The sequence below is a fragment of the Pseudomonas sp. Irchel 3F6 genome (assembly GCF_900187595.1).
In the GTDB taxonomy this organism is placed as follows: Bacteria; Pseudomonadota; Gammaproteobacteria; order Pseudomonadales; family Pseudomonadaceae; genus Aquipseudomonas; species Aquipseudomonas siliginis.
Window position 1 is genome coordinate 59153 of the sequence record NZ_FYDP01000003.1, and the last position, 24240, is coordinate 83392.

Annotated in this window: 21 protein-coding genes; 7 read left to right on the top strand and 14 right to left on the bottom strand. The window is 60.9% G+C overall.

Going from position 1 to position 24240, the window contains the following annotated elements; genetic code table 11:
- Positions 1–7: 7 nt before the first annotated feature.
- The gene (locus CKW30_RS12025) at positions 8–757 is read right to left on the bottom strand and encodes a methyltransferase (protein WP_095180904.1); all 750 of its coding nucleotides are present in this window, start codon (positions 755–757) and stop codon (positions 8–10) included.
- A complete protein-coding gene (locus CKW30_RS12030) occupies positions 757–1059 on the bottom strand; it encodes a MazG-like family protein (RefSeq protein WP_016771852.1) in 303 nt (100 codons plus the stop codon). Before CKW30_RS12030 ends, CKW30_RS12025 begins: the two co-directional genes overlap by 1 nt.
- A 245-nt stretch (positions 1060–1304) precedes the next feature.
- Between CKW30_RS12030 and CKW30_RS12035 the strand changes: the two genes are divergently transcribed.
- Positions 1305–1598 carry a hypothetical protein gene (locus tag CKW30_RS12035; protein WP_039757018.1) on the top strand — a complete coding sequence of 98 codons (294 nt, stop codon included), beginning with the start codon at positions 1305–1307 and terminating at the stop codon, positions 1596–1598.
- 314 nt (positions 1599–1912) lie between these two features.
- Here CKW30_RS12035 and CKW30_RS12045 read toward each other — a convergent pair whose 3' ends face one another.
- Positions 1913–2362, bottom strand: a complete 450-nt coding sequence (locus CKW30_RS12045; protein ID WP_095180906.1) for a hypothetical protein — start codon at positions 2360–2362, stop codon at positions 1913–1915.
- On the opposite strand from CKW30_RS12045, the gene CKW30_RS12050 reads away from it, so the two are divergent.
- A complete protein-coding gene (locus tag CKW30_RS12050; protein WP_095180907.1) occupies positions 2361–3710 on the top strand; it encodes an MATE family efflux transporter in 1350 nt (449 codons plus the stop codon). The genes CKW30_RS12045 and CKW30_RS12050 overlap by 2 nt on opposite strands.
- Before the next feature lie 9 nt (positions 3711–3719).
- Here CKW30_RS12050 and CKW30_RS12055 read toward each other — a convergent pair whose 3' ends face one another.
- The 10 genes from CKW30_RS12055 to CKW30_RS12100 form a co-directional block, all read right to left on the bottom strand.
- Complete coding sequence (locus tag CKW30_RS12055; protein ID WP_095180908.1) at positions 3720–4511, bottom strand: DUF4123 domain-containing protein; 792 nt, start codon at positions 4509–4511, stop codon at positions 3720–3722.
- Entirely contained in the window at positions 4508–5854 is a 1347-nt protein-coding gene (locus CKW30_RS12060; protein ID WP_095180909.1) for a type VI secretion system Vgr family protein, read from the bottom strand. The genes CKW30_RS12055 and CKW30_RS12060 overlap by 4 nt, the downstream gene beginning before the upstream one ends.
- 233 nt (positions 5855–6087) lie before the next feature.
- Positions 6088–8001, bottom strand: coding sequence for an arginine decarboxylase (speA, locus tag CKW30_RS12065; RefSeq protein WP_016771856.1), 1914 nt, complete (start codon positions 7999–8001; stop codon positions 6088–6090).
- 220 nt (positions 8002–8221) lie between these two features.
- Positions 8222–8593 carry a translation initiation factor Sui1 gene (locus CKW30_RS12070; RefSeq protein ID WP_007914613.1) on the bottom strand — a complete coding sequence of 124 codons (372 nt, stop codon included), beginning with the start codon at positions 8591–8593 and terminating at the stop codon, positions 8222–8224.
- 315 nt (positions 8594–8908) lie between these two features.
- Positions 8909–9466 (bottom strand): NUDIX hydrolase, encoded by a 558-nt coding sequence (locus CKW30_RS12075; protein WP_041480663.1) that lies wholly within the window; start codon positions 9464–9466, stop codon positions 8909–8911.
- Positions 9467–9469: 3 nt separating this feature from the next.
- Positions 9470–10537, bottom strand: coding sequence for a DUF2333 family protein (locus CKW30_RS12080; protein WP_041480664.1), 1068 nt, complete (start codon positions 10535–10537; stop codon positions 9470–9472).
- Between the two features lie 138 nt (positions 10538–10675).
- A complete protein-coding gene (locus tag CKW30_RS12085; RefSeq protein WP_041480665.1) occupies positions 10676–11152 on the bottom strand; it encodes a hypothetical protein in 477 nt (158 codons plus the stop codon).
- Positions 11149–11655, bottom strand: a complete 507-nt coding sequence (locus CKW30_RS12090; RefSeq protein ID WP_095180910.1) for an Hcp family type VI secretion system effector — start codon at positions 11653–11655, stop codon at positions 11149–11151. The genes CKW30_RS12085 and CKW30_RS12090 overlap by 4 nt, the downstream gene beginning before the upstream one ends.
- Positions 11634–12356, bottom strand: coding sequence for a hypothetical protein (locus tag CKW30_RS12095; protein WP_177434211.1), 723 nt, complete (start codon positions 12354–12356; stop codon positions 11634–11636). Before CKW30_RS12095 ends, CKW30_RS12090 begins: the two co-directional genes overlap by 22 nt.
- Positions 12356–13504 (bottom strand): DUF2515 family protein, encoded by a 1149-nt coding sequence (locus CKW30_RS12100; RefSeq protein WP_095180911.1) that lies wholly within the window; start codon positions 13502–13504, stop codon positions 12356–12358. The genes CKW30_RS12095 and CKW30_RS12100 overlap by 1 nt, the downstream gene beginning before the upstream one ends.
- A gap of 324 nt (positions 13505–13828) precedes the next feature.
- On the opposite strand from CKW30_RS12100, the gene gcbA reads away from it, so the two are divergent.
- The 5 genes from gcbA to accC all read left to right on the top strand — a co-directional run bounded on the left by gcbA (position 13829) and on the right by accC (position 20050).
- On the top strand, positions 13829–15499 hold the full coding sequence (gene gcbA / locus CKW30_RS12105; RefSeq protein WP_016771860.1) for a diguanylate cyclase GcbA: 1671 nt from the start codon (positions 13829–13831) through the stop codon (positions 15497–15499).
- 1449 nt (positions 15500–16948) lie between these two features.
- Positions 16949–17497: a methyl-accepting chemotaxis protein gene (locus CKW30_RS27855; RefSeq protein WP_370593508.1), complete on the top strand. Its 549-nt coding sequence runs from the start codon at positions 16949–16951 to the stop codon at positions 17495–17497.
- Positions 17498–17738: 241 nt separating this feature from the next.
- Positions 17739–18194: a type II 3-dehydroquinate dehydratase gene (gene aroQ, locus CKW30_RS12115; protein WP_016771861.1), complete on the top strand. Its 456-nt coding sequence runs from the start codon at positions 17739–17741 to the stop codon at positions 18192–18194.
- 24 nt (positions 18195–18218) lie between these two features.
- Positions 18219–18677: an acetyl-CoA carboxylase biotin carboxyl carrier protein gene (gene accB / locus CKW30_RS12120; protein ID WP_016771862.1), complete on the top strand. Its 459-nt coding sequence runs from the start codon at positions 18219–18221 to the stop codon at positions 18675–18677.
- A gap of 17 nt (positions 18678–18694) precedes the next feature.
- The gene (gene accC / locus CKW30_RS12125; protein ID WP_024011424.1) at positions 18695–20050 is read left to right on the top strand and encodes an acetyl-CoA carboxylase biotin carboxylase subunit; all 1356 of its coding nucleotides are present in this window, start codon (positions 18695–18697) and stop codon (positions 20048–20050) included.
- Between the two features lie 65 nt (positions 20051–20115).
- On the opposite strand, the gene CKW30_RS12130 is transcribed toward accC, so the two are convergent.
- Positions 20116–24069 (bottom strand): type III effector 1, encoded by a 3954-nt coding sequence (locus tag CKW30_RS12130; RefSeq protein WP_143497944.1) that lies wholly within the window; start codon positions 24067–24069, stop codon positions 20116–20118.
- Between the last annotated feature and the right edge of the window lie 171 nt (positions 24070–24240).

A 24240-nucleotide genomic window follows, 5' to 3' on the forward strand; every position in this document is an offset into this window, starting at 1 on the left:
GCTCCGCTCAGATCGGCCGGCAGATCCAGTGCAAGTAACGCCCAAGCCCGGCGAAGCCTGGGTGACGACGGTGCGCGAGTTCCATTTCCAGCAAGTCCGCCAGTTCGGCGCGGGCCTGGAATTCCACCGGCATGTAATCGTGAAATACCCGTACGCCGCTCTGACTTTCGACCTGCCACATACCGGCGAGTTGCGTTGCCAATTCCCGTGGGTCGAGAGGCTGCTGCGGGGTTAGGCTCTGCTTCTCGCCGGCCATGACGTTCTTGCGCATTTTCTTGAAATGGCCCTTGAGTAGATTGCGATAAATCAGCGCATCACGGTTGTAGAACGCCAGCGACAGCCAGCCGCCAGGGTTGGTCAACTGATGCAGCACCGGCAGGATCGCGTGGGGTTCGGCGAGCCATTCCAGCACGGCGTGGCAGATCACCAGATCGTAGGGCTCGGTGAGCTGACCGGGCAGTTCCTGCCACGGCGCCTGTATGAATGTCGCGGTGTGTCCGGCTTCGGCAAAACGCTGGCGCGCACCCTCGAGCATCGGCTCAGCCGGCTCGGTAAAGGTGACGTCATGACCGCGCTCGGCCAGCCACAGCGACATGTGCCCAAGGCCACCGCCGATATCCAGCACCCGCAGCGGCCGATCCGGCAAGGCCTCGGTCAGATCGGCCTGCAACACCGCGAGGCGAATCGCGCCTTTGGCGCCGCCGTAGATTTTTTCGGCGAAGCGCGTGGCCAACTGATCGAAATGACGGTCGCTCATCAGCTGAACCGCCGTTCACTGTCGGCGAGCTTGGCGCGCACCACTTCATTCATGTCCAGACCCAGTTCGCTGCACAGCAGCAACAGATACAGGACGATATCGCCGACTTCCTGCCCGGCGTGGGCGAGCTTGTCCGCCGGCAACTGGCGCGACTGGTCTTCCGTCAGCCACTGGAAGATTTCCACCAGCTCGGCCATTTCCACGCTGGCGGCCATGGCGAGGTTTTTCGGGCTGTGAAATTGCCGCCAGTCATTGCGGTCGCGAATGGCATGCAGGCGTTCGGTCAGTTCTACAAGGTTCATCGGGCTCTCCTGAAGACGCATAGCTTCGGGGGGATGCGGGCTGAAGGCAAGCAGCGCAGATGATCTATTGTGGGAGCGAGCCTGCTCGCGAAAGCGATGGATCATCCAGACCGGATTTGCCTGACACGCCGCCTTCGCGAGCAGGCTCGCTCCCACACATGATCCGGGCAAACCTTCTATCATGCAGGGAACTCGGCCGCCCTCGGCGTGGCCCAAGGCTCAGCTCTTTCATCAGGGATGCACACATGCGTGTAGAAAGCTTTTTCGAATGGCTAGGCCAGGCACTCGGTTCGGTCATCCGCTTTATCGTCGATGGCCTCAGCGGCCTGTTCAATATGCTCAGCAATGCCGGCGGCAACTTTGTCGACGGCCTGGCGCAAACGCTGGGGATGGACACCTCGATCATCAGCATCATCGCCCTGATCGTTGGCCTGATGCTGCTGTGGTCGGCGATCCGGGCGTTCATGAACGCGTCGATCATTGCCGGGATCATCTGGTTGTTGCTGGGGTTGTGGTTGTTGAGCTGGATTATTCACTAGCGCTTCAAAAGCCCCTCACCCCAGCCCTCTCCCAGAGGGAGAGGGAGCTGACCGCGTTGCTTTGAAATTCTCCGCCGACCTGGAATATCGAGTCGAACTCACGCTTGAGAGCGACTAAGATCGGCTCCCTCTCCCATTCCCGGAGAGAGAGGGAGCTGACCGCGTTGCTTTGAAATTCTCCACCGACCTGCAATATCGAGTCGAACTCACGCTTGAGAGCGACGAAGATCGGCTCCCTCTCCCATTCCCGGAGAGAGAGGGAGCTGACCGCGTTGCTTTGAAATTCTCCACCGACCTGCAATATCGAGTCGAACTCACGCTTGAGAGCGACGAAGATCGGCTCCCTCTCCCGCTAAGATCGGCTCCCTCTCCCATTCCCGGAGAGAGAGGGAGCTGACCGCGTTGCTTTGAAATTCTCCACCGACCTGCAATATCGAGTCGAACTCACGCTTGAGAGCGACGAAGATCGGCTCCCTCTCCCATTCCCGGAGAGAGGGGGAGCTGACCGCGTTGCTTTGAAATTCTCCACCGACCTGCAATATCGAGTCGAACTCACGCTTGAGAGCGACGAAGATCGGCTCCCTCTCCCATTCCCGGAGAGAGAGGGAGCTGACCGCGTTGCTTTGAAATTCTCCACCGACCTGCAATATCGAGTCGAACTCACGCTTGAGAGCGACGAAGATCGGCCCCCTCTCCCTCTGGGAGAGGGCTGGGGTGAGGGTGTTTCTGCCGCTACAATCCCCGCTCCCCCAAGGAGCCTGCATGTCCTCACTGATTACCGACTGGCGCGACCGCCCGACTCACCGCAAGGTCTGGGCGCTCGCCGCGCCGATGATTCTTTCCAATATTTCCGTGCCGCTGGTGGCGCTGGTCGACAGCACTGTCATCGGTCACTTGCCCCATGCCCATCAATTGGGCGCGGTGGCGGTCGGCGCCAGTCTGTACACGTTTCTTGCCTGGGCGATGGGTTTTCTGCGCATGGGCACCACCGGATTTGCCGCCCAGGCTGCCGGGCGCAGCGATGGCGCGGCGTTGCGGCAGATTCTCTTGCAGGGTCTGTTGCTGGCACTGGGCTTGGCCGTCGTGCTCGGCGGCCTCGGCGTGCCGCTCAGCGGCGTCGCTCTGCACTTCATGCAGCCGTCGGCGGAGCTGGAGCAACTGACCCGGGAGTTTTTCCACACGCGCCTGTTTGGCCTGCCCGCCGCGCTGGCGACGTATGCGCTGGTCGGCTGGTTCCTCGGCACGCAGAACGCCCGAGCGCCGCTGGCGATTCTGCTGAGCACCAACCTGATCAACATCGTGCTCAACCTGTGGTTTGTGATTGGCCTGGACTGGGGCGTGGTCGGCTCGGCGCGGGCTTCGGTAATCGCCGAATGGAGCGGCGCCCTGCTCGGCCTGTGGCTGACGCGCACGGCATTGCGCGCCTATCCGGGGCAGATCATCTGGTCGGCGCTGAGAGTCTGGCAGAGCTGGCGGCCGCTGCTGGCTGTCAACCGTGACATTTTCATCCGCAGCCTCGCCCTGCAATCGGTGTTCTTCCTGATCACCGTGCAGGGCGCACGGCTCGGCGATGCGACCGTAGCGGCCAACGCGCTGCTGCTCAACGGCCTGCTGCTGACGGCCCACGCACTGGATGGCCTGGCCCACGCAGTCGAAGCCTTGTGCGGCCATGCCATTGGCGCGCGGGATCGCCTGGCATTGCGTCGATCGCTGGTGGTGGCCGGCGGCTGGTCGCTGATCGCCAGCCTCGGGTTTGCCGTGCTGTTTCTGCTGGCGGGGCACCTGTTCATCGAGATGCAGACCGATATTCAGAGCGTGCGCGAGACGGCGTTCGTCTACCTGCCCTACCTCGCCGTGCTGCCGTTGATTGCGGTGTGGAGTTACCTGCTCGACGGCCTGTTCATCGGCGCTACCCGCGCGCGGGAAATGCGCAACGGCATGCTGCTGACGGTGTTGTTGCTCCTGCCGTTCGCCTGGCTCTTGCAAGCGTTGGGCAATCACGGCCTGTGGATATCTTTTCTGCTGTTCATGGTCTTGCGCAGCGTAACCCTTGGCGCGCAAGCCCTGTGGCTGAAGCGCCGCGATGGCTGGTTCAGCGGCAAGGCTCACTGATCAGAAAAGTCAGTCCGCCGCGCCCCACTGCCGACGCAAAAAATCGAGCCGTTCCGGCTGCGTCAATCCGGCCGGCGGCACAACCAGCACGGCGCGCGGATTGAGCAGGCGCAGCCACAGCCAGCCATCCAGCACAGCACGATCGCTGAAACCCAGCGCCAGACCTTGTTGCACATGCACAGCGATCGTCTGGTAATCAACGCTCAGAGACTGGCACCAGCGCCAGATGTGCTGCTCCAGCAGACAGGTTTGCAAGCGCTCGCGCTGGCGCCGGGTCAGGCTTTCTTCGATGCCCAAAGGTTCGACGAGCAGGCCGGGATTGCGCAGCTGTTGCCAGCCCTGACTGCCGATGGCGCGGTCGGCCCAGGTGCCGCCAAACCAGCGCAACTGGCGGATTGGCCCGAGCCAGCGACTCAGTTGCGCGGCGTCGCAGGCGTCGAAGAAATAGCTGGCGGTCTGACGGTTGTAATAGCTGAGCAAGGCCCGGTGATTCAAACCGAACGAGACGGTAAGCATGCGCTGCAAGTGGCTGAGCAGTTGCTGCGCCGGTATCTCGCAGCTCAACAACAGGCCGCGCCAGGTGTCCGGGTCGCGTAGACACAGGGCGGTCAATGCCGGACTCTCGCGCAAATCGACGAGAATCGGACCGTGCTCACTGACCGGCTGAAATTCGGTGCCGTCGAACAAGCGGTGCCGCTGCACATCGGCAAAGCCCTGGCGCAAGGTCAGCAGGGCGCGTGCCGCGTCCGGGGTGTCGAGCAACAGCCATTGCGCCATGGGCTCAAGCGCCGCGCCGCTCATCGTGCGCTGCTCTGATCGAGCGAGGTGAGCAGCCGGCAACTGCACACGGACTCGGCGCAGTGGTTGAAGCTGCCACCGCCCGGCATCAGGCACAGCAGCAGCAACGGCTCGCCAGACTGCAACAGTTGCTGCAACCCATCGCTCACCAGCAGTTCTGGGAGCGATACCGGTTCATCGTCCTCGACCGCAGCCTGTGGCAACACTGAGGGCTGGAGCACACCACTGACCACCGGCTGATCGGGGTCGCCCTCAAGAAAACTCACCACCACTTCCACACCATCAGCGAGTGCCGCCGAGGGCAGCTCGTTCAGGTCAGGCGCGAGGGGCAGCCAGCAATGACTCGGCGAAGCCCCTTCGCCCTGATAGAGCCAGTCGAATTGCACCGCCACCGGCCGCGAGCAATCCGGCTGCGGCTCATCGACGGTGACCACCCAGGCTCGCTGCAGGCTGTGCATGCGCTGCTTGGACTGCGCAGCGGCGGGCGCACAGACGGGTGCCCGCGCGGCCGCGAACAGGCGATTGCAATAGGGCGGTTCGAGAGACTGATCGGCACGGTGCTCGATGCGGGTCAGCAACCATGGGCGGTTGCATTCGATGAAAGGATGGTCGTCCAGGGGCAACCACTGACCGCTGCGCAAGGCGGGCAGATCGCTGTGGCCTTCGGCACTGGGGCCTCGCTGGCTGGCCTGCGAGTCTTCGTGCAGTTGCCATTGGCGGACGGCTGGAGCGACGCCACGCTGGTCATGCTCGCCCTGATAGGGCGCGACGTCTGCATGGGGCATTCGCGTCGGATCGTCGCCGAACACCAGGCAGTGCCTGTCGCGGTGATGCTCGAAGTAATAGTGAATGCGCGCCTCTGCGCACAGGCGCTGGAGCAGTTGCAGATCGGATTCGCGGTATTGCGTGCAGAAGGTGCGGGTCGGGTAGTCGCTATGCAGGTCGAAACGTCGTTGCAAGCCGACGATGCCATGCTCGCGCAGAACCTGTTCGATGATCTGCGGCACGCAGCGGCCACTGAAAATGCGCTGGCTCAAACGCAGGTCGAGGCAGTCGAGCCTCGGCCCGAGACGCACTCGACACAAACGCAAGCCATGGCCATGCTCGTGCTGGACAAGGCTGTGCAACTGCCCGTGCACACCCTGGCCGGGCGCGCCGAAGCACAGGAACGCAGAACGATGCAGCAGGCTGGCAAGATCCAGATGCGGATCGTCGATCACCACATCGATCTCGAAGGCAAAGGGTTCGCTGAGCGCTTCCCTTCCGGTAAAGGCGAGAACTTCGAAGGGGTCGGACAGGCCCGCTACATCGAGACGAAACGACGGCTCGTTGACTGGATCGAACATGGGCGGATCTCTACAGGAGGGGCGGCCGGGGATTCTCGCCGAGAGGCATGGCCGAGTAGAGAGGCGAAGTACAACTTAGGAAATGACCTACGCGAAAAGCAGACCAGATGAGTTTGCTGACCGTGATCGCACAGGTTTTCGTGAAAAAATCAGGAGATGTCCCACCGGGTTATCCGAATTTTCCACAGCTTGCGGAAAAAAATCGGACAACCCGGGCGGAACGCTATCGGGTCTCAGGAAGACAGATAGGAGGAGCGGGTCAGGCCCAGTCGCAAGGCATCGAGGAACTGCGTGCGCTCGCTGGCACTGATGCGGGCACTGGCGCACTTGTCGCGGTAGTGGGTCATCAGTTCTTCCGGCGACAAGTGCACGTAACGCAGCATGTCTTCGATTGTGTCGTGGGTCTCGATACCGGCGTGGTACACGCTGCCATCGGCGTTCTGGTAGATGTTCACCGAGTCGGTGTCACCGAACAGGTTGTGCATGTCACCGAGGATTTCCTGATAGGCGCCGACCAGGAACACGCCCAGCAGGTAATCTTCGCCTTCATTCAACGCGTGCACCGGCAGGCTGGTTTCGATGCTCTGCTCGTCGACGTACTGGTTGATCTTGCCGTCGGAGTCGCAGGTCAGATCCTGCAGCACCGCACGGCGCAGCGGCTCTTCGTCGAGGCGATGCAGCGGGATGATCGGCAACACCTGATCGATCGCCCAGGTGTCCGGCAGGCTCTGGAACACCGAGAAGTTGCAGATGTACTTGTCGGCCAGCTTGTCATTGAGTTCGTCGAGCACCTGACGGTGGGAACGCTGACGCGCTTTCAGCGAGTTGTGCAAGCGACGGCATACGGCGAAGTAGCACTGCTCGGCGAGGGCTTTTTCCGCCAGGGTCAGCTTGCCGTCGGCATACTGCGCGGCCACGTCGCTCATGTAGTGGGTGGCGCGCCAGTAAGTTTCGGTGACCATTTCGATGTCGGTCGGGCCGAGCAGATCGACCAGCCACTGCACGGTTTCCGGCAGGCTTTCCTTGTTTTCGATCAGCGGGATTTCGTCGTTGTGTTTCTCGACGTCGGTGACCTGCACAACCAGCATTGCGTGGTGCGCGGTCAGCGAACGGCCACTCTCGGAGAAGATGTGCGGATGCGGCAGGCTCTGCGCGTCGCAGAATTCCTTGAGCATGCCGACCACGACACCGGCGTAATCGTCCATGTCGTAGTTGATCGAACTGGCGTTGCGCGAATGCGTGCCGTCGTAGTCGACACCGAGGCCGCCGCCGACGTCGATGTGATCGACCGGCAGACCGAGGTTGCGCAATTCGCCGTAATAGCGGATCGCTTCCTTGAAGCCGTGCTGATAGTCAGCGAGGTTGGCAATCTGCGAACCCATGTGGAAGTGCAGCAGGCGGATGCCCTGATCCAGACCGGCGCCACGGAAGCGCTCGACCACCGACAGCAGTTGCGCTGCCGACAGGCCGAATTTGGATTTCTCGCCACCGGTGTCGGCCCACTTCGACGAGGCCAGCGACGACAGGCGCACGCGCAGACCCACCTGCGGCTTGACCTTCAGCGAGGCGGCTTCTTCGATCACCAGGCCGACTTCGGATTCTTTCTCGATGACGATGAACACGTTGTGGCCGAGCTTCTGGCCCATCAGCGCCAGACGGATGAACTCGCGGTCCTTGTAACCGTTGCAGACGATGGTGCCGCCCTTCGGCGCCAGCGCCAGCACCGCCAGCAGCTCAGGCTTGGAGCCGGCTTCCAGACCGATGGAAACGTTCTGCGTGGCGATGATGTTCTCGATCACCGCTTCTTGCTGGTTGACCTTGATCGGGTACAGCGCGGTGTATTTGCTCTGGTATTCCAGGCGCTCGATGTTTGAATCGAAAGCACCGGTCAACTGACGGACACGGTCTTGCAGGATGTCGGGGAACCGCACCAGCAGCGGCAAGGACAAACCGCTCTTGCGCAGTTGGTCGACTTGCTCGAACAGATCGATAGGCGAGCTGCTCGGGCCGTTCGGACGTACTTCGACGCGACCGGCTTCATTGATCGCGAAATACCCGGCCCCCCAATGGCGAATCCCGTAAACGCTGCGGCTGTCCGCAACTGTCCATTGGCTGCCATCGTCTTTACGTGTGCGTCGTACGGACATCGAAGTCCCCTATAAAGAAGTCAGAGTGCGTCGCCTGAAGTGCAGGCCGGCGCAGTCTAAAGAATGAAAATGACGGTTCGTCAGTGCGGCGGTAGACCGCACTGACTGCGTGGAGTTTAGAAACCGGTCATGAACAGGCTCTGTGAAAACCATGGCGACGACGCCGGATCCGAGAACACTCGAAGCCGGATCAAGCCGCCGGAGGGTTTCACAGAGGCTGCTAGCCGCCGGACTTCTTCGCTTTGAAACCGTGCTTGATCAGCTCTGCCAAGAGTAGCTCGACGTGATCGCCCTGGATTTCGATGATGCCGTCCTTCAACGCCCCGCCGGTGCCACAACGTTTCTTCAACGTCGTCGCCAGCTCCTTGAGCGCGTCTTCGGCCAAGGGCACGCCGGTGATGGTGGTCACCGTCTTGCCGCCACGGCCCTTGCTTTCGCGACGCACGCGGGCAATGCCGTCACCGGCCGGGATCACGGTTTGTTTGCAGATACAGGCGTCCACCGGCTTGCTGCATTCCGGGCAATGACGACCTGCGTCGGTGGAAAATACCAGGCCGCCCAGGGCGGCGAAGGATGCGGCTTTCTTGGCCACCGGCAATCCTCTCGGGAGGACAAAGACTGATCGCAACCTTGGGCAAGGTCAGCGACCGCGAAGCCCCACTCAGGCAGGGGCAGCGCTACTGCATCGGAAAACTTTGGACGCTGGACTGAATCTGTAGGAGCTGACGAGTGCAACGAGGCTGCGATCTTTTGATCCTGATCTTTAACGGCAAGATCAAAAGATCGCAGCCTTCGGCAGCTCCTACGGTAAATCTGCAGGCCAACCTCAAGCTATCCGGTGCAGCTTGAAAAGGTCGCGCAGTGTAACGGCAAAAATCGCGATTGCTAAGTGCCAATCGGCGCCAATTCATGTGTTCTTTGCGACGTTGCTTTGCTGCGCCTTGAGATAGCGCCTTAACGCGGCCAGAGAGTCCGGGCAATAAGGCTTTTCGCTGATTTCGCGCATGACCTGTTCGACAGGGATGAATCGCGCTTCGAGGACTTCTTCCGGCTGCAGTTTCAGCGGCCCGTCCCATACAGCGGAAAATGCCGAACACCACAGACGGTTGCCGGTGTCTTCGAAATAGAAGTGATCGTGAGCGGTGAGTTCGACGCCGCTGACGCCCAGCTCTTCTTCCAGCTCGCGCGCCGCCGACTCGGCATAACTTTCGTCGGCCTGGACCATGCCGCCTGCGGCAACATCCCAGTAACCAGGATAAATCGCCTTGCTCAACGTACGGCGGTGCACGCACAGCTCACCGGCGGAGTTGAACAGCATGATGTAAGTGCCACGGCCAATCAGCCCGCGCTCACGCAAATCGGAGCGCACCAGAGCGCCGAGCAGGTTGTCCTGTTCGTCGACCCAGGCGATCTGTTCAGCGTCCGAGGCGGCGCGATGGGCCGCCTCTCTTGTAGTCTGGCTCACGTATCAGCCCTGATTGAGCAGTTGACGCAAATCGATCACCGCAGCGTTGGCCCGGGAAATATAGTTGGCCATGACCAGCGAGTGGTTGGCCAACACGCCGAAACCGCTGCCGTTGAGAATCATCGGGCTCCACACGGGCTCTTGCGAAGCCTCCAGCTCACGGATGATCTGGCGCACGCTGACGGTGGCGTTCTTCTTCGCCAGCACGTCGGCGAAATCGACTTCGATGGCGCGCAGCAGATGCGACAGCGCCCAGGCCTGGCCGCGTGCTTCGTAGAACACGTTGTCGATCTGCATCCACGGGGTTTCCACGACCTCTTCGTCAACCTGCGGCACTTCGCCGACTGCCGGAACTTCGGTCTTCAGCGCAGTGTTGAGCTTGACCCGGCCGACACTGGCCGACAGGCGTTGCGACAGCGAACCGAGACGGGTACCGACATCGCCCAGCCAGTTGTTGAGGTTGTCGGCGCGCGCGTAGAACAGCGCGTTTTTCTGGTTCGGATCAGACAAGCGCGACTGATAGCGGCTCAGGGAGTTGATGCCTTCCTGGTATTCCGACTCGCTGGACGGCAGCACCCAGCTCTTGTTGTCGAAGTTGAAACGCGGTTCGGCCTTGGCCAGATCGGCGTCTTCGGCGGACTGCGATTGCGAACGGGCAAAATCCTTGCGCAGGGCGCGGGTCAGGTCACGCACCTGCACCAGCACGCCGTATTCCCAGCTCGGCGTGTTGTCCATCCACAGGCCCGGCGGGAAACGGTCATTGGAAATGTAACCGCCCGGCTTGTTGAGCAAGGTGCCGGCAACGGTCTTCAGGGTTTCGACCGTGGTGTAGCCGACCACCATTTGCTTGCCTTCTTTCTCGGCAGCGACCTGGGCGTTCTGCGCCACCGGAAACAGTTCCGGCTCCTGGCTCCAGTACCAGCCCAGCGCGATGGTGACCAGCAAATACAGACCGATCACTGTGGCCAGCGCCCGGCTGAACAGCAGCCCGCCGACATAGCTGCGGGTGGCCGACTTGGGCTCGGCGGCACGTTCAGGCGCGCTGCCCGCGCGATTTTTCCAGTCCAGCATGGCGATATCCTTTCAATCACTTGGGTTCAACGGTTCGACCACAACCATACAACAACGTGCCAAGGCCTAGCACCCGCTATCGCGGTACTGGCGCAAAACAAGCGAAGGGTGTCGCGAACGAAAGGATAGACGCAGATTTCAGACGTTGAAGATGCGCAGCGAAAGCTGCCGCACTTGGTCGTCGGTAAACAGATGTGCAATGCCTTGGGCATCAGTTCGGCGCTGACTGGGTATTCCATCGATCATGGCGATGTAGGCCTGCGCGGGCAACGGCTGACCGGTCACGCTGTCGACCAGACGAAAGATTCGTGCGGTGCGCGTGGGCTGCTCGGGCGGGTTGTTCATCAGATCGAGCACGGCCTGGTGGAACACCGCTTCGGCGCCCTGCCAGTAGCCATAGTCGGCCTCGGCTTTGATCAGGCACCATTCACCCTGTTTGATCTGCGCCAGGACTTCGCTGTCCAGATTGATCATCAAACCGGCCCGCAGTTGATCCAGACCTTCGAGCGGTTGGCGCATGCTCAACAGACTGCTGACGTGCGCCAGCGCCTCCTCCACGCAGCAGACATGCTGGCGCTCGTGGTCGGTCAGGCTCAGTTCACGGACCAGCCTCACCGAAGTCCCTCGCCTTGCCACTCGTCCGAACCCATCGTCCGGCTGATTTCGTGGCGCCAGTAGATGCGCCGATAGCTGAAGTGGACTTTCTCCAGCTGGGTGAGATGCGACGTGGCCGTGTCGAGACAGTTCGGCATCAATAGTTCGCTGCCGACGACCAACGCATCCTCCAGCTCCACCGTGTAGAAGTGCTCCTGCACGCCGCTGGCCGACGTGCGATAAAACTCCACGCGGCATTCGCTCAGCAACTCGCCGCTGGACAGCGCCATATTCAGCAAGGGCGAAGCCTTGTCGAGGGTTTTGGTGATGATCAAGGGCCTGTGCATCCGCCGCCCGGCGCCCTGATCCTTGGGTATGTACATGCCATGACTGAGGGCCTGAACCATGATCTTGTCTTCGCGCCCGCTCTGGTAGGTATTGCCCACCGAGGCTTCAGTGAAAGCGCCGGCGGTGATCAGGCCCTGGCGGCTGCCGTGGATGGTCATGAAGGCTGGGATGGGCATGGAATGGCTCCTTTTTCGGGTAGGGGTGGGAGGAAGTGATGGGATTCGAGGCGGCGATCTTCGATTTCGTCGAAAGGAATCCAGGGTTTCGCCACGGCGAGAGTGATGAGGTAGCGCTCCTGATCGAGATGTCTGGAATCTCTGAAGCGTCCTAGAATCAGCATTGCCTGGTATTTGTCGCCGGCCTGCCAAAATGACCGCCCAGAAAGCACTCCTTGTCTGACGTATGCGCGCCAATCGGGGGTGTCCGTAATTGTCGGGTCGCCCTGCGTACCCATCGGTTTCCAGCCTTTTGCGCACCATTGGCTCTGCAGATCGGTAACAACCTTCATGGCGTCCTCAATCAGCAGAGGTTCGATTTGCGGAGACATGCGGATGCTCACGGTCAGATTATTGACGAACGTCACGGTGAAAAACCGAGCCAGCGGCGTCTCGAACCCGTACTGCGGATCAACGAAGCGCAGACGTGCATCCGTCTTCGGAATGCCACCGGAAACAGTCTTGCTGCCGCGATCCCACACACTGAACGGAGCGGTTGAATGTGCCTCCATGTACTCGTAGGTTTCGCCGATCCTCAAGGTAATGACTGGATCATTCCATAGCGGCTGCATCAATTGCCGCAAGGCGGCCAGTGCAGCAGCCACACAAACAATCATCCACACCCAGCGACGTCGGCTGATTTGCCGAAGGCGCAAGCTCATCAGCCCTCCTCCCTGAGCGCAATCTCGCGGATTGACTGCGCCAACAACGCCTTGTTGCTGTCGTTGAGCAACAGATCAAAACGACTTGCCGCCCGCAGCACAAACTTCATTCGCTGGTCGATATCGGACAAATCCGCCAGCGGGCTGCTATCAAAATCAATGGTCCGGCCATCATCGACACGCTGGCATTGGCTGGTCAGCGTCAGCTCGATGGCCTGAGCGACGCCGGAAGGGAAGTTGGTGATATAAGAAAAATGATTGCCGCGCAAAAGCGCAACCAGGTGGCTGTTTTCGTAAATGGTCGGCTGGAGAATATTTTGCTGCTCGTGCCACGCCAAATGCTTCACGCTTTCGGCGATTTTCCCAGCCTCTATTGCTTCAAAGGCCACCTCTATCTCGGGATATGCATCCCCGAACCTGAGGGTGTCTTGCCCGACCGGCCAAAGCACCGGCCACTTCGCATGCCCTTGAATCTTCTCCCGGTCGCGAAGACATTTCTTCAACTCCGCCAATCCCCGCACCGCATAGAACTGATGCAACGGATAAACATCCAGAAACAGCGTGGTATTACCCATCGCCATCATTTCGTAGACATGCCGGAACTGTTGCTCGGCCACCGACAGCTCTTCACCTGGCACCCGGGCATCCATGACAGACAGCGGATTACGCGCCTGAGCCTGTTGATATTCACGCAGGTCTTCGGCCTGTCCCGGCATTTTTTCCGGCGTGAGCAATCCGGATTCGCGTCGGCTGTCTCGCAGCCGCTGCCGCGCTTCGTATTCCTCGCGGATGCGTTCGATACTCTGTGCCGCATGCAGCAAGCCACAGCCGACCTGCTTGGAGGCAAACGCCGCCAGGCCCGCCCATTGAAAACGTGAGTCGTGCAACCACAACCGGGCATAAGCCGCGTTGATCGCCCGGTTGCGCGCGACCGGATCGGCAATCAGCACGCCGTTCGGGGCGACAATTGCCTCGGCGGCGCGCTGATAGCGCCGCCAGAGGCATTGGCAGGTCAGCACTGGCACCTCTGTCACCTGCACCCGCTCGCCGTACAACAGCTCTTCGTCGCAAGCGCAGTCGTCGATGGGCCTGATGTTGTGATTGAGGCGCTGGGCATCACTGGCGAGTTCGGTGAAACATTGGCTCATGATGGAAGGGCGGCAGCTAGGGGAATCCCTGAACCGTACCAGCCAATCTGGCCGGTGAAAGCGCGTAGAAGAAAAATCAGAAAGCGCTGTCAGACGCCGCCTATCAAGACCGGTGAAATGTCGACAGCGCTGGCCGGATTGCTCGCAAAATCCCAGCATGCGGGCACTTGGTCGAAATCAGAGGTAAAAACAAAACCACCCGGTCAGAAACTGAATCGTGTCGTCCAGCAGATTATTGACGTACGACACTCGTCTAAGGGAAAAGAGGTGCTAGCATAGAGCCACCAGTCGATCTCAGCATGCACCCTAACTAGTAGTCAGGATATGACCGAGCCAGAAGACCCCAGCCGTGAGCGTCTCAAGCACCACTTTGCCCAGCGGGTAATTCATCAGGCACGTCAGATTCTTGAGATATGGCAGCGCCTGCAACGCAGTGAGTGGTCCACCGTCGATCTTGCCGAACTGAGCGAGGCGAATCTGCGTCTGCTGCGTTTTGCCGAGCGCTTTGAACAGCCGGAACACACTCAGTTGGCGCATCACATCAGCCAGTCGCTGCAAGCGGTGGATGCCAACCGTGGGCGCCTCAGCAGCGGCCTGATCACCGATCTCAATCGTTTGATGCAGCGCCTGTCGCGCACTGGCCTGCGCCATGGCGATCAGCTCGACCAGACGTTCCTGCCGCCGCTGCGCAAGCCGATCTACGTAATGTTGCAGGATCACGACCGCGCTGAACGACTGGCCAAGCAACTGGAGTTTTTCGGCTTGAGCGCGCAGGCACTGGACAGCGTGGCCGCGTTTCGCTCGTCGATGGTCGAGCGCTTGCCCGCAGCGATTGTCATGGACGTGGATTTCAGTGGCCCCGGCATCGGCCTGAAACTCGCCGCCGAAGCTCAGGTCGGCCTCGAAGAACCCCTGCCGCTGCTGTTCTTCAGCCTGCACGAAACCGACACCCCGACCCGCCTAGCCGCCGTGCGCGCCGGTGGCCAGGAATTCCTCACCGGCACGCTCGAAGCCTCGAGCCTGCTGGAAAAAATCGAAGTGCTGACCTGCGTCGCCCAGTACGAGCCCTATAAAGTGCTGATCATCGACGACTCGCGCGCCCAGGCCCTGCACACCGAGCGTCTGCTCAACAGTGCCGGGATTGTCACTCGCACCTTGATCGAACCGATTCAGGCAATGGCCGAACTGGCGGATTTCCAGCCGGACCTGATCATCCTCGACATGTACATGCCGGCCTGCACCGGCACCGAGCTGGCCAAAGTGATCCGTCACAATGACCGCTACGTCAGCGTGCCGATCATTTACCTGTCGGCCGAGGACGATCTGGACAAGCAGCTCGACGCCATGAGCGAGGGCGGCGATGACTTCCTGACCAAGCCGATCAAACCGCGACACCTGATCACCACTGTGCGCAACCGCGCCGCGCGGGCACGCAATCTGAAAGCACGGATGGTTCGCGACAGCCTCACCGGCCTGTACAACCACACGCACATCCTGCAATTGCTCGAAGACTGCTCGTTCCGCGCGCGCCGCGAAAACAAACCGCTGAGCTTTGCCATGCTCGACATCGATCACTTCAAGCGGGTCAACGACAGCCATGGCCACCCGATGGGTGACCGGGTGATCAAGAGCCTGGCGCTGTTTCTCAAGCAGCGTTTGCGCAAGACCGATTTCATTGGCCGATACGGCGGCGAAGAGTTCGCCATCGTCATGCCCGACACCGATATCGACGCGGCGCACAAAGTCCTCGACGAGATTCGCCAGCGCTTCGCCGAGATTCATTACCCGGCGCAGCCGCAGGACCTCTGGTGCACGTTCAGCGCCGGCGTAGTAGAAATGTGCGATGACTCCGACAGCCTGATGATGGCCAGCCAGGCCGATGAGGCGCTGTATCGCGCCAAGGGTGCAGGACGCAATCGGGTGCAGACCGCGCGCCAGTCAAAGCAAAGTGCCACTTTTTCATCGGAATCCACTGATTCGGTCATAACCTTGTAATAGAACCGCAATAAATTCAGGCGCTTACCATTCCTGCCGTTGGTAGCCGTCATGCGCCTGAAGTTGCTCACCAATCTCAACACTCTGCTGCTGGTCGCCGTCTGCGTGGCCCTTGGCGCCACGCTGTGGTGGTCGCAAAAAGCCCTCGAACGACCCTATCTTTTGATGGAGCGTTACCTGGGGCTGTCGCAACAATTTCAGAATGAAGTAGCGCGCAACGTCGAGGATTATCTGGCCAGCGGTGACGCGCTGCGCCTGAGCAGCGCCGCCCAGGCTATCGACAGCGTGCAAAAGCAACTGGGTGACTTGCCCCCGGCGCTGGCCGACACCGTACGGCCAAGCCTGTCGAGCCTTGATGAGTTCAGCAAAACCGACCTGCTCGCCGCCGGCAAACTGGCTGGCGATCCGCAGGCGCTGCTGTTACAGGCCGAACGCGAACTCAGCGCCAGCCTCGACCAGCTCAATACCTACGCCAATGGCAACGCCGCCTACCTCGCGCCACTGCTTGCCGCATCGCAGCATCTGGGCAGACTGTCGCTGGCGCGGGACAAACTGGTGAGCAGCGGGCGCAGTGAGCTGGCCGCCGATGTCGAGCGTGAAGTGAGCAACATGCGCGCCCAGGCCGAGGCCATCGATGCCCTGCCCTTGCTCGGTGTGGTCGCCAGCAACGAATCGAGCAGTGACGATTTCGCCGCGCTGATGGGCATCGAAACCACTGATAAAGCCGCCGCCGAAGATGCCGGTGTCGGCCTCAAACGCGAACTGAACAGCTTGCTCGGCCGCTATCCGGCGGAACTGGCGCGCACCCGCCAGCAGATCCAGAAACGCGCCGAGCTCAGCGCCGCGACCCACGAAAAAATCGCCAGCGTGCAACACGCCATCTCCGGCCTCGAACCGGTGGTACGCGCGCAACATGGGCAGATCCAGGGCGAAGTGCGGCTGATGCAAGGCGTGATGATCGGCCTGATTCTGCTGATCGCCCTCCTCATCGATACCTTGCAGCGGCGCCTGGCCCGCACCCTGACCAACCTCGCCCCAGCGCTGTCGACCTGGGCCGAAGGCGATTTCAGTCGCGACATCCAACTGGGCAAGACCAATCGAGAACTGCACGACATCGAAGCCTCGCTCAACCGCTTGCGCGCCTATCTGGTGGATCTGGTCGGCACCATTCGCGGCAACGCCGAGCAGGTCGCGGGCAGCAGCCGCACCCTCGCCGAACTGAGCAATGACCTGCACAGCGGCGCCGAACATCAGGCCGGCGATACTGCGCTGATTCGCGATTCGCTGGGAGAACTCGAGGCGACCATTCAGCAAGTGGCCGGCGATGCTCGTCAGGCTGCCGACGCCAGTCGTCATGCCGGTCTCGCCGTCGAGCATGGGCAGGCTGTAATCGGCCAGAGCCTGACCGGACTGCATGCGCTGGTCGGTGAGGTTCAAGGCAATGCGCAGATGATCGAACATCTGGCAGAAGAATCAGCAACCATCGGCGGCGTGCTGACAGTGATTCGTTCGATTGCTGACCAGACCAATCTGCTCGCCCTGAACGCCGCGATCGAGGCGGCCCGCGCCGGGGAGATGGGCCGTGGTTTTGCCGTGGTCGCCGAGGAAGTGCGCTCGCTGGCACAACGCACCGCCGGGGCCACGGCAGAAATCCAGACGCTGATCGCCGGTCTGCAGACCGCCGCGCGACAATCGGTCGAAGGCATGCGCGCGCAGGTCGAACACGCCGAAGCCACGGCCAGTCAGGCGCAAGCGGCGGACGGTGCACTGGACAAAATCGTTGGCGCGATCCAGACCATCGCCGACACCGCCGTGCGCATCGCCGATGTCACCGCGCAGCAAAGTGGCGCGGTCAGCGAGATCCGCGATCACAGCGAGCGCATTCATCAATTGGGTGGGGATAACCTGCTGCGCATCGGCCAGGGCCGCGAACAGGGCGAGAATCTGTTGGTTCTCGGCGGCCAACTGCATACGGCCGTTCAGGCCTTCCGCGTCTGACGTACCACCTTCGCGAGCAGGCTCGCTCCCACATTGGAATGCATACCCCTGTGGGAGCGAGCCTGCTCGCGAAGAGGCTCTTGCCGACACCACGAATGACCGGATCAGCTCACTCGGTCACAAATTTCGCGCAAACATCGCCCATCGTGCCGCCTATTGCATGGAACTGGACAGTCACAAAGGCTTTGCGGCATAGTCGCCGGGTTATGACGACTGCACATTGATAACAAGGACAACGCAGATGGCGACGCTACTGGTGCTGCACGGCCCCAACCTGAACCTGCTCGGCACCCGGGAACCGGGGACCTACGGGTCGACGACCCTGGCGCAGATCAATCAGGATCTGGAGCGGCGCGCCCGTGAAGCCGGCCATCATCTGCTGCACCTGCAAAGCAACGCCGAGTACGAATTGATCGATCGCATCCACGCTGCACGCGGTGAAGGCGTGGACTTCATTCTGATCAATCCGGCGGCTTTTACGCACACAAGTGTCGCATTACGTGACGCGCTGCTGGGAGTGAGCATCCCATTCATCGAAGTGCATTTGTCCAACGTGCACAAGCGCGAACCTTTCCGCCATCACTCCTACTTCTCCGATGTAGCGGTAGGAGTGATCTGCGGCCTTGGCGCCAGCGGTTACCGACTGGCCCTGGAGGCCGCACTAGAGCAGCTTGAACACCAAGCTATACGCCCCTGACCGACCCTTGGGAGTTGATGATTCATGGATATCCGTAAAGTTAAGAAACTGATCGAATTGCTGGAAGAGTCCGGCATCGACGAGCTCGAGATCAAGGAAGGCGAAGAGTCCGTACGCATCAGCCGCCACAGCAAGACCCCGGCGCAGCAGTACTACGCGCCAGCCCCGATGCAGGCTCCGGCCGCTGCCCCTGCTGCCGCGCCAGTCGCTGCCGCTGCTCCGGCTGCCGCTGCTGCACCCGCGCTGAACGGCACCGTGGCCCGTTCGCCGATGGTCGGCACCTTCTACCGCAAATCTTCGCCAACCTCGCCTGCCTTCGTTGAAGTCGGCCAGACCGTGAAGAAAGGCGACACCCTGTGCATCGTCGAAGCCATGAAGATGATGAACCACATCGAAGCTGAAACCAGCGGTGTGATCGAATCCATCCTCGTCGAAGACGGCCAGCCGGTTGAGTACGACCAACCGCTGTTCACCATCGTTTGAACCGCGGAGAGCCTTTGATGACTGCGAAGTTGGAAAAAGTTCTGATCGCTAACCGCGGTGAGATCGCCCTGCGGATTCTGCGTGCCTGCAAAGAGATGGGCATCAAGACCGTCGCCGTTTACTCCAAGGCCGACAAAGAGCTGATGCACCTGGGTCTGGCAGACGAATCCGTCTGCATCGGCCCGGCGTCCGCCGCTCAGTCTTACCTGCACATTCCGGCCATCATCGCTGCCGCTGAAGTGACCGGCGCTACCGCCATTCACCCAGGCTACGGTTTCCTCGCGGAAAACGCCGATTTTGCCGAGCAGGTCGAGAACTCCGGCTTCGCCTTCATCGGCCCGAAAGCCGACACCATCCGCCTGATGGGCGACAAGGTATCGGCCAAGCACGCGATGATCGAAGCCGGCGTACCGACCGTTCCTGGCTCTGACGGCCCGCTGCCGGAAGACGAAGAAACGGCGCTGCGCATCGGTCGTGAAGTCGGCTACCCGGTGATCATCAAGGCCGCCGGTGGCGGTGGTGGTCGCGGCATGCGCGTGGTGCACAAGGAAGAAGACCTGATCGCCTCGGCGAAACTGACCCGCTCCGAAGCAGGCGCGGCGTTCGGCAACCCGATGGTCTATCTGGAAAAATTCCTCACCAACCCGCGCCACGTCGAAGTGCAGGTTCTGTCCGACGGCCAGGGCCACGCCATCCACCTGGGCGACCGCGACTGCTCGCTGCAGCGTCGTCACCAGAAGGTTCTCGAAGAAGCGCCGGCACCGGGCATCGACGAGAAAGCGCGCCAGGAAGTATTGGCTCGCTGCGTCAAGGCATGCATCGACATCGGCTACCGTGGCGCCGGTACTTTCGAGTTCCTCTACGAGAACGGCCGTTTCTACTTCATCGAAATGAACACCCGTGTTCAGGTGGAGCACCCGGTTTCGGAGATGGTCACCGGTATCGACATCGTCAAGGAGATGCTCAGCATCGCCGCTGGCAACAAGCTGTCGTTCACTCAGGATGACGTGGTCATCCGCGGTCACTCGCTGGAGTGCCGGATCAACGCTGAAGATCCGAAGACCTTCATGCCGAGCCCGGGCACGGTCAAGCATTTCCACGCCCCAGGCGGCAACGGCGTTCGCGTCGATTCGCACCTGTACAGCGGTTATGCCGTGCCACCGAACTACGACTCGCTGATCGGCAAGCTGATCACTTACGGCGCAACCCGCGACGAAGCCATGGCACGCATGCGCAATGCCCTGGACGAAATCGTGGTCGACGGGATCAAGACCAACATCCCGCTGCACCGTGATCTGGTTCGTGACGAAGGCTTCTGCAAAGGCGGTGTGAACATTCACTACCTCGAGCACAAGCTGGCCAAACAGTCGTAAGGCTGAAGCGGCATGAAAAACCCGATCCCTGCGGATCGGGTTTTTTTATGCCTGCAACAAGCAGATCAGACCATTACCGTGGAGAACGCCTGCTGCTCGACCATTGTGGCAGATGCCCCCAGGCCAGCCTCATCGACCACCGCTCCTGCTGCGTTTTCATGTAACGGTCTGCGGGTGAACCGCCTCGTAAAGTTTCGGGCACGTATCGAGAGCCCGTCCGTGGCATAGCTCGATCTGGCGATAAGCGGGTTGTACAACCTGCCAATCTGACCAGCGGAATGCTTGAACACTCTCGAGACTCCATTGTTCAGATTCAGCACCACGCCATAGCTGTTGCCCAGGCAGGACGAGTATGACCAGTAATCCCATGTCGGCTGCAGGCCCTGTTCGCGCAACACTCGCCTGACCGGACCGCCGATGTCAGCACCCGCCGACAGCCAGTCGCCACCCACCAGCGTGGCGCGAATGTTCTGCGGTGTTCCCCCCAGACGCTCCAGCACCTGCGTGACACTTCGCTCGATCAACGGGCGAATATTGTGATCAAAATGAATGACCGCACCCACTCTCGTCGTCGGGTTATACAGCGAGGCGATGACGCAACTCTGCGCATTCAACGAAAACAGGTAGTTATCCTGCGATCCGGGACGGAAAGCCGCCACTACGGCTTCGCCCTGCAGCGCGCCGCGGTTCAGCACGGGCTCGACACCTCCAGGAAAAGCATCATTCAAATTATTCACGCGCCCAAGGTTGCGCACGTTGCCTCCTGTGAGTCCGACCCTGGCATGTGTCCACTTGCCCCCCGGAGCAAGCTGAATCGGTTGCTGATAGATGGCGCTCGGGCGACGGGCATCGACCAGGCTCAGGCCACCGAAATGCGGATTTTCCCTGACCAGAAAGTACTTGCCTCTGTTGCGAATGTAATAGGCCGGTTGCGGCTGTGCAGCGCTGGACGGGCTGCGCCAGGTGCCGAAAAAGACGCCTTCTTCGCTCACCCTTTGCAAATGTTCGGGCGTCTTGCTGACGGCCTGCCTGGCATGAAAGCGTACCTCCCGGATCGCCGGCAGCGCGTCCCTGCGTAGCGGAGCCACGGTATTCAGACGCTCTGACAACAACGAAACAGGCCTCATGGTGTGCTTCAGACTCCTGGCCGCACCGCCCAGCCACTTGATCGCACTGCCTGCGCCGACCATGGCAAACAGCGCCCCCCACGACGCCTCCAGCCAGTGGCCGAGCGCGCCATCGATGTCGCCCTCCAGATGCGCCGCGACCGCCTGACCAGCGCTGACGGCAATCAACACAACGTCAAGCAGCAAGGCAAACGGTGGAAACACCATACAAAACGGTGCGGCTGCAAACATCAGCCCCTTGACCACTTGGCGTTCGATCATTTGCGCGCGGCTGGTGGTGATGTCCTGCACATCCGTGACCGCGCGCTCGATGTACGCGTTGAACTCGCTACGGGCGTCAATCAGGCGCTGCGCTTCGTGCAGCGTATCGACGCGTTGTTTTTTTGCCGCAATCGCATACAGGGTGCGTGACACGATGCTGCGCGCAGCAACCGGCGTACGCGCCATCAAGTAGTCATGCAATACGCCCGCGATGTCGCCGAACAGTGACTGATACGCGCGCACCACAATTCCGTCGGGGGCATCGGGCGTGTACAGCCACCAGGACGGCTCGGGGTCGAACGAGGTCAGCACATACACCCCGAGCACGACGTGATGGCGCACGGTGAACCTGAACACGCCGTCACTTTCAACCATGCTGGCGCCCGGAAAATGCGTACCCGGTGCTGGCACCTGGCTCAACAGAGAAACCTGACGGACCAGCGCCGAATACACCGCGTCGCTCAATCGCGCCTGACTTCTGGCAACGCGTAAATCCCGGTCCATCTTTGACAGCAGCACGTTGCGGTAGGCAAAGCGACGCGGTTCGTAGGCAGCATCACGCGGATCGAGATATTTGCCACGGATCTCGCTGGCGTATTTTTCACCCAGCCACGCCCGGCGCAGATACAGCGCCAGATCGGCGCTGCGCACCTGGCTCAGATCCTGGCCAACCGACGATCGCACGCCTTTTTTCGGATGGTCGATGCCGGAGTTGTCATCGTAGCCGTGAATGGCCAGGTCGAGCAGCGTGGCAACCTGCTGCTTCCTGCGGTCGGCGACACCGGGGTTGTAATCGATCAACACGGTGGCCGGATCGACCGGTTCCAGCACGTTCTTGCTGCGCATATAGGGCGTGATCGCTGCGGCAACCGAGCGCCTGGCGAAATCGACAAAAACCTCGAAACCGCCCAGCAGCTCGTTGAACACCTGCTGATGAACGATCAGTTCCTGATTCAGACTGCTGATGCGCCGGCGAGCCTCGAGCGCGAGCGTCGTGTACCAGCGCAGCGAGTTGTCCTGCTCGACCCGCTGCAGGTTGTTTGCCAGGGCCATTTTTGCAGCGGCTTCGACGCACTCGTCGAACGGCAAGGGCGTTCGTCGAAGGTCACTCTGCATGCCCCAGAGAGCAGGACTGGCCGCCGCAGCCACAAGATAATCACGTGCCGGGTGATGTGCCGTCGGCGAAAGCTGCTGCAACAGATACTCGCGACCGGATTCGCTCTGCGTCCAGCTCCATACTTCGCCGGTCAACGCCGCAATCGAAGGCAACCGGACCCACTCCTGACCGTCCGGTTTGTTGGGCGCGTACAGCACCAGGTTATTCGCCGCTTGCTCAGTCTCTGCCTGGTAGAACACCAGAAGATCGGCGCATTGCATGCCGTTGGGCAGCGTCAATGCGGCCACTTGCAACGGTTTCATTGCCGCTTGCCCAGACCACATCTGCTCCAGACGCTCATGGTCGGAATCCGCCAGATGAGCTGCGCAGCGCGCGACGAATGCGCTCTGCCTGAGCCGTACGGTGAACCAGTCGATGAGTGCCTTTTGCACGTCGGTGCGCTGGTACTGCTCGGCGAGGGCGCGCAGGTAGTCCGCCGGATAATCCTGTTCCGCCAGCATGTCGGCAATGAATGCCGGCTTGAGTGACTGGTTGCGCAATGGCGCAGGACTGGTGATCTCCAACACCGCTGCGAAGTCCTGACCGATCGGCCCGCATGCCAGCAGGTCACTGAGGCTGCGATTGTGGGTCGGCTCACCGACCGCCGAGCGCCATCTGAGCCGCACGTCGATCCGGTCTGGTTCAACCGCCATGTCGAGCTTGAGCTGAATGTATTCGATGGCCTGCTGGCGGGCAAAGGCGCGCAACGAGCCGTGGCCCTGCAGCAAGTCATCGAGAGCTGCCTGCGCCAGTGACGTCTGCTCCTGATAATCGCGCAACAAGGCGCGATCCGGCTCCTTCAGCGCCTTCATCCATGACGGCAGTTGCGCGAAGGAATGCGCCTCGAGAATCTTTTTCTCTGCGCCGGTTGCCAGGGCAGTCAACCGGTACCGACGCGTGCTGCGGGCGTGAACCCGGTCGATTTTGCTGCGCAATTGATCCAGTGTCAGGCCCGCCAGTTGGTCACGGCGCAACAGTAACTCGATATCCTTGATATAGCGCCGCAGCTTGCGCTTGATCAGGCGATCAAACAGCGCTTCCTGCCCTTTTGTCGTCCAATGTTCTCGCAGGTATTTTTTGTACTGGTCGAGGAAGTGCAGCGAAACGCTATCCACCGTCCGGATCACATGCTCATGACGGCTGGACGGTAAACCGGGGTCAGCGCCCCCAGGCCAGCGAAATGGCGCGTCCTGGAGCGCCAGGAACATGACTGGCCGGCCGTCGATAAGCTTTTGCAGAATGGCGTCAAGCAGCGCAACCACAAAGCCCGGGGCGAAATGGCCGTCCGGGTAATGCCTGCGCAGTTCAGTCAAAGCGAAATGCTCCAGCGCCTCGAGCAACGTCATCTGGCTGTTCAAGCGCTTGTCGATCATCACCTGCCAGCGCGTGATGCGCAGGAGGATCTCCTGCACCGACCCCGTAGACGCAGCGGCTATCGGTGGTTTTTCTTCTACAGTCCCTTGTTGATCCGCCATGTCGTCCAGCCTTTTGTTGCGTAGAGATGAGCGCTCACTCTATTTGCCGACAAAAGTGCTCAGGCCATACATATGTATATCGCGGCCGCGAATGTGTAACAGCCAAGCGGTGTGTCCACTTTGCCGGCGACCTGGCGTAAACTGCGCGCTTTTGCAGCTTCGGGCTGCCCC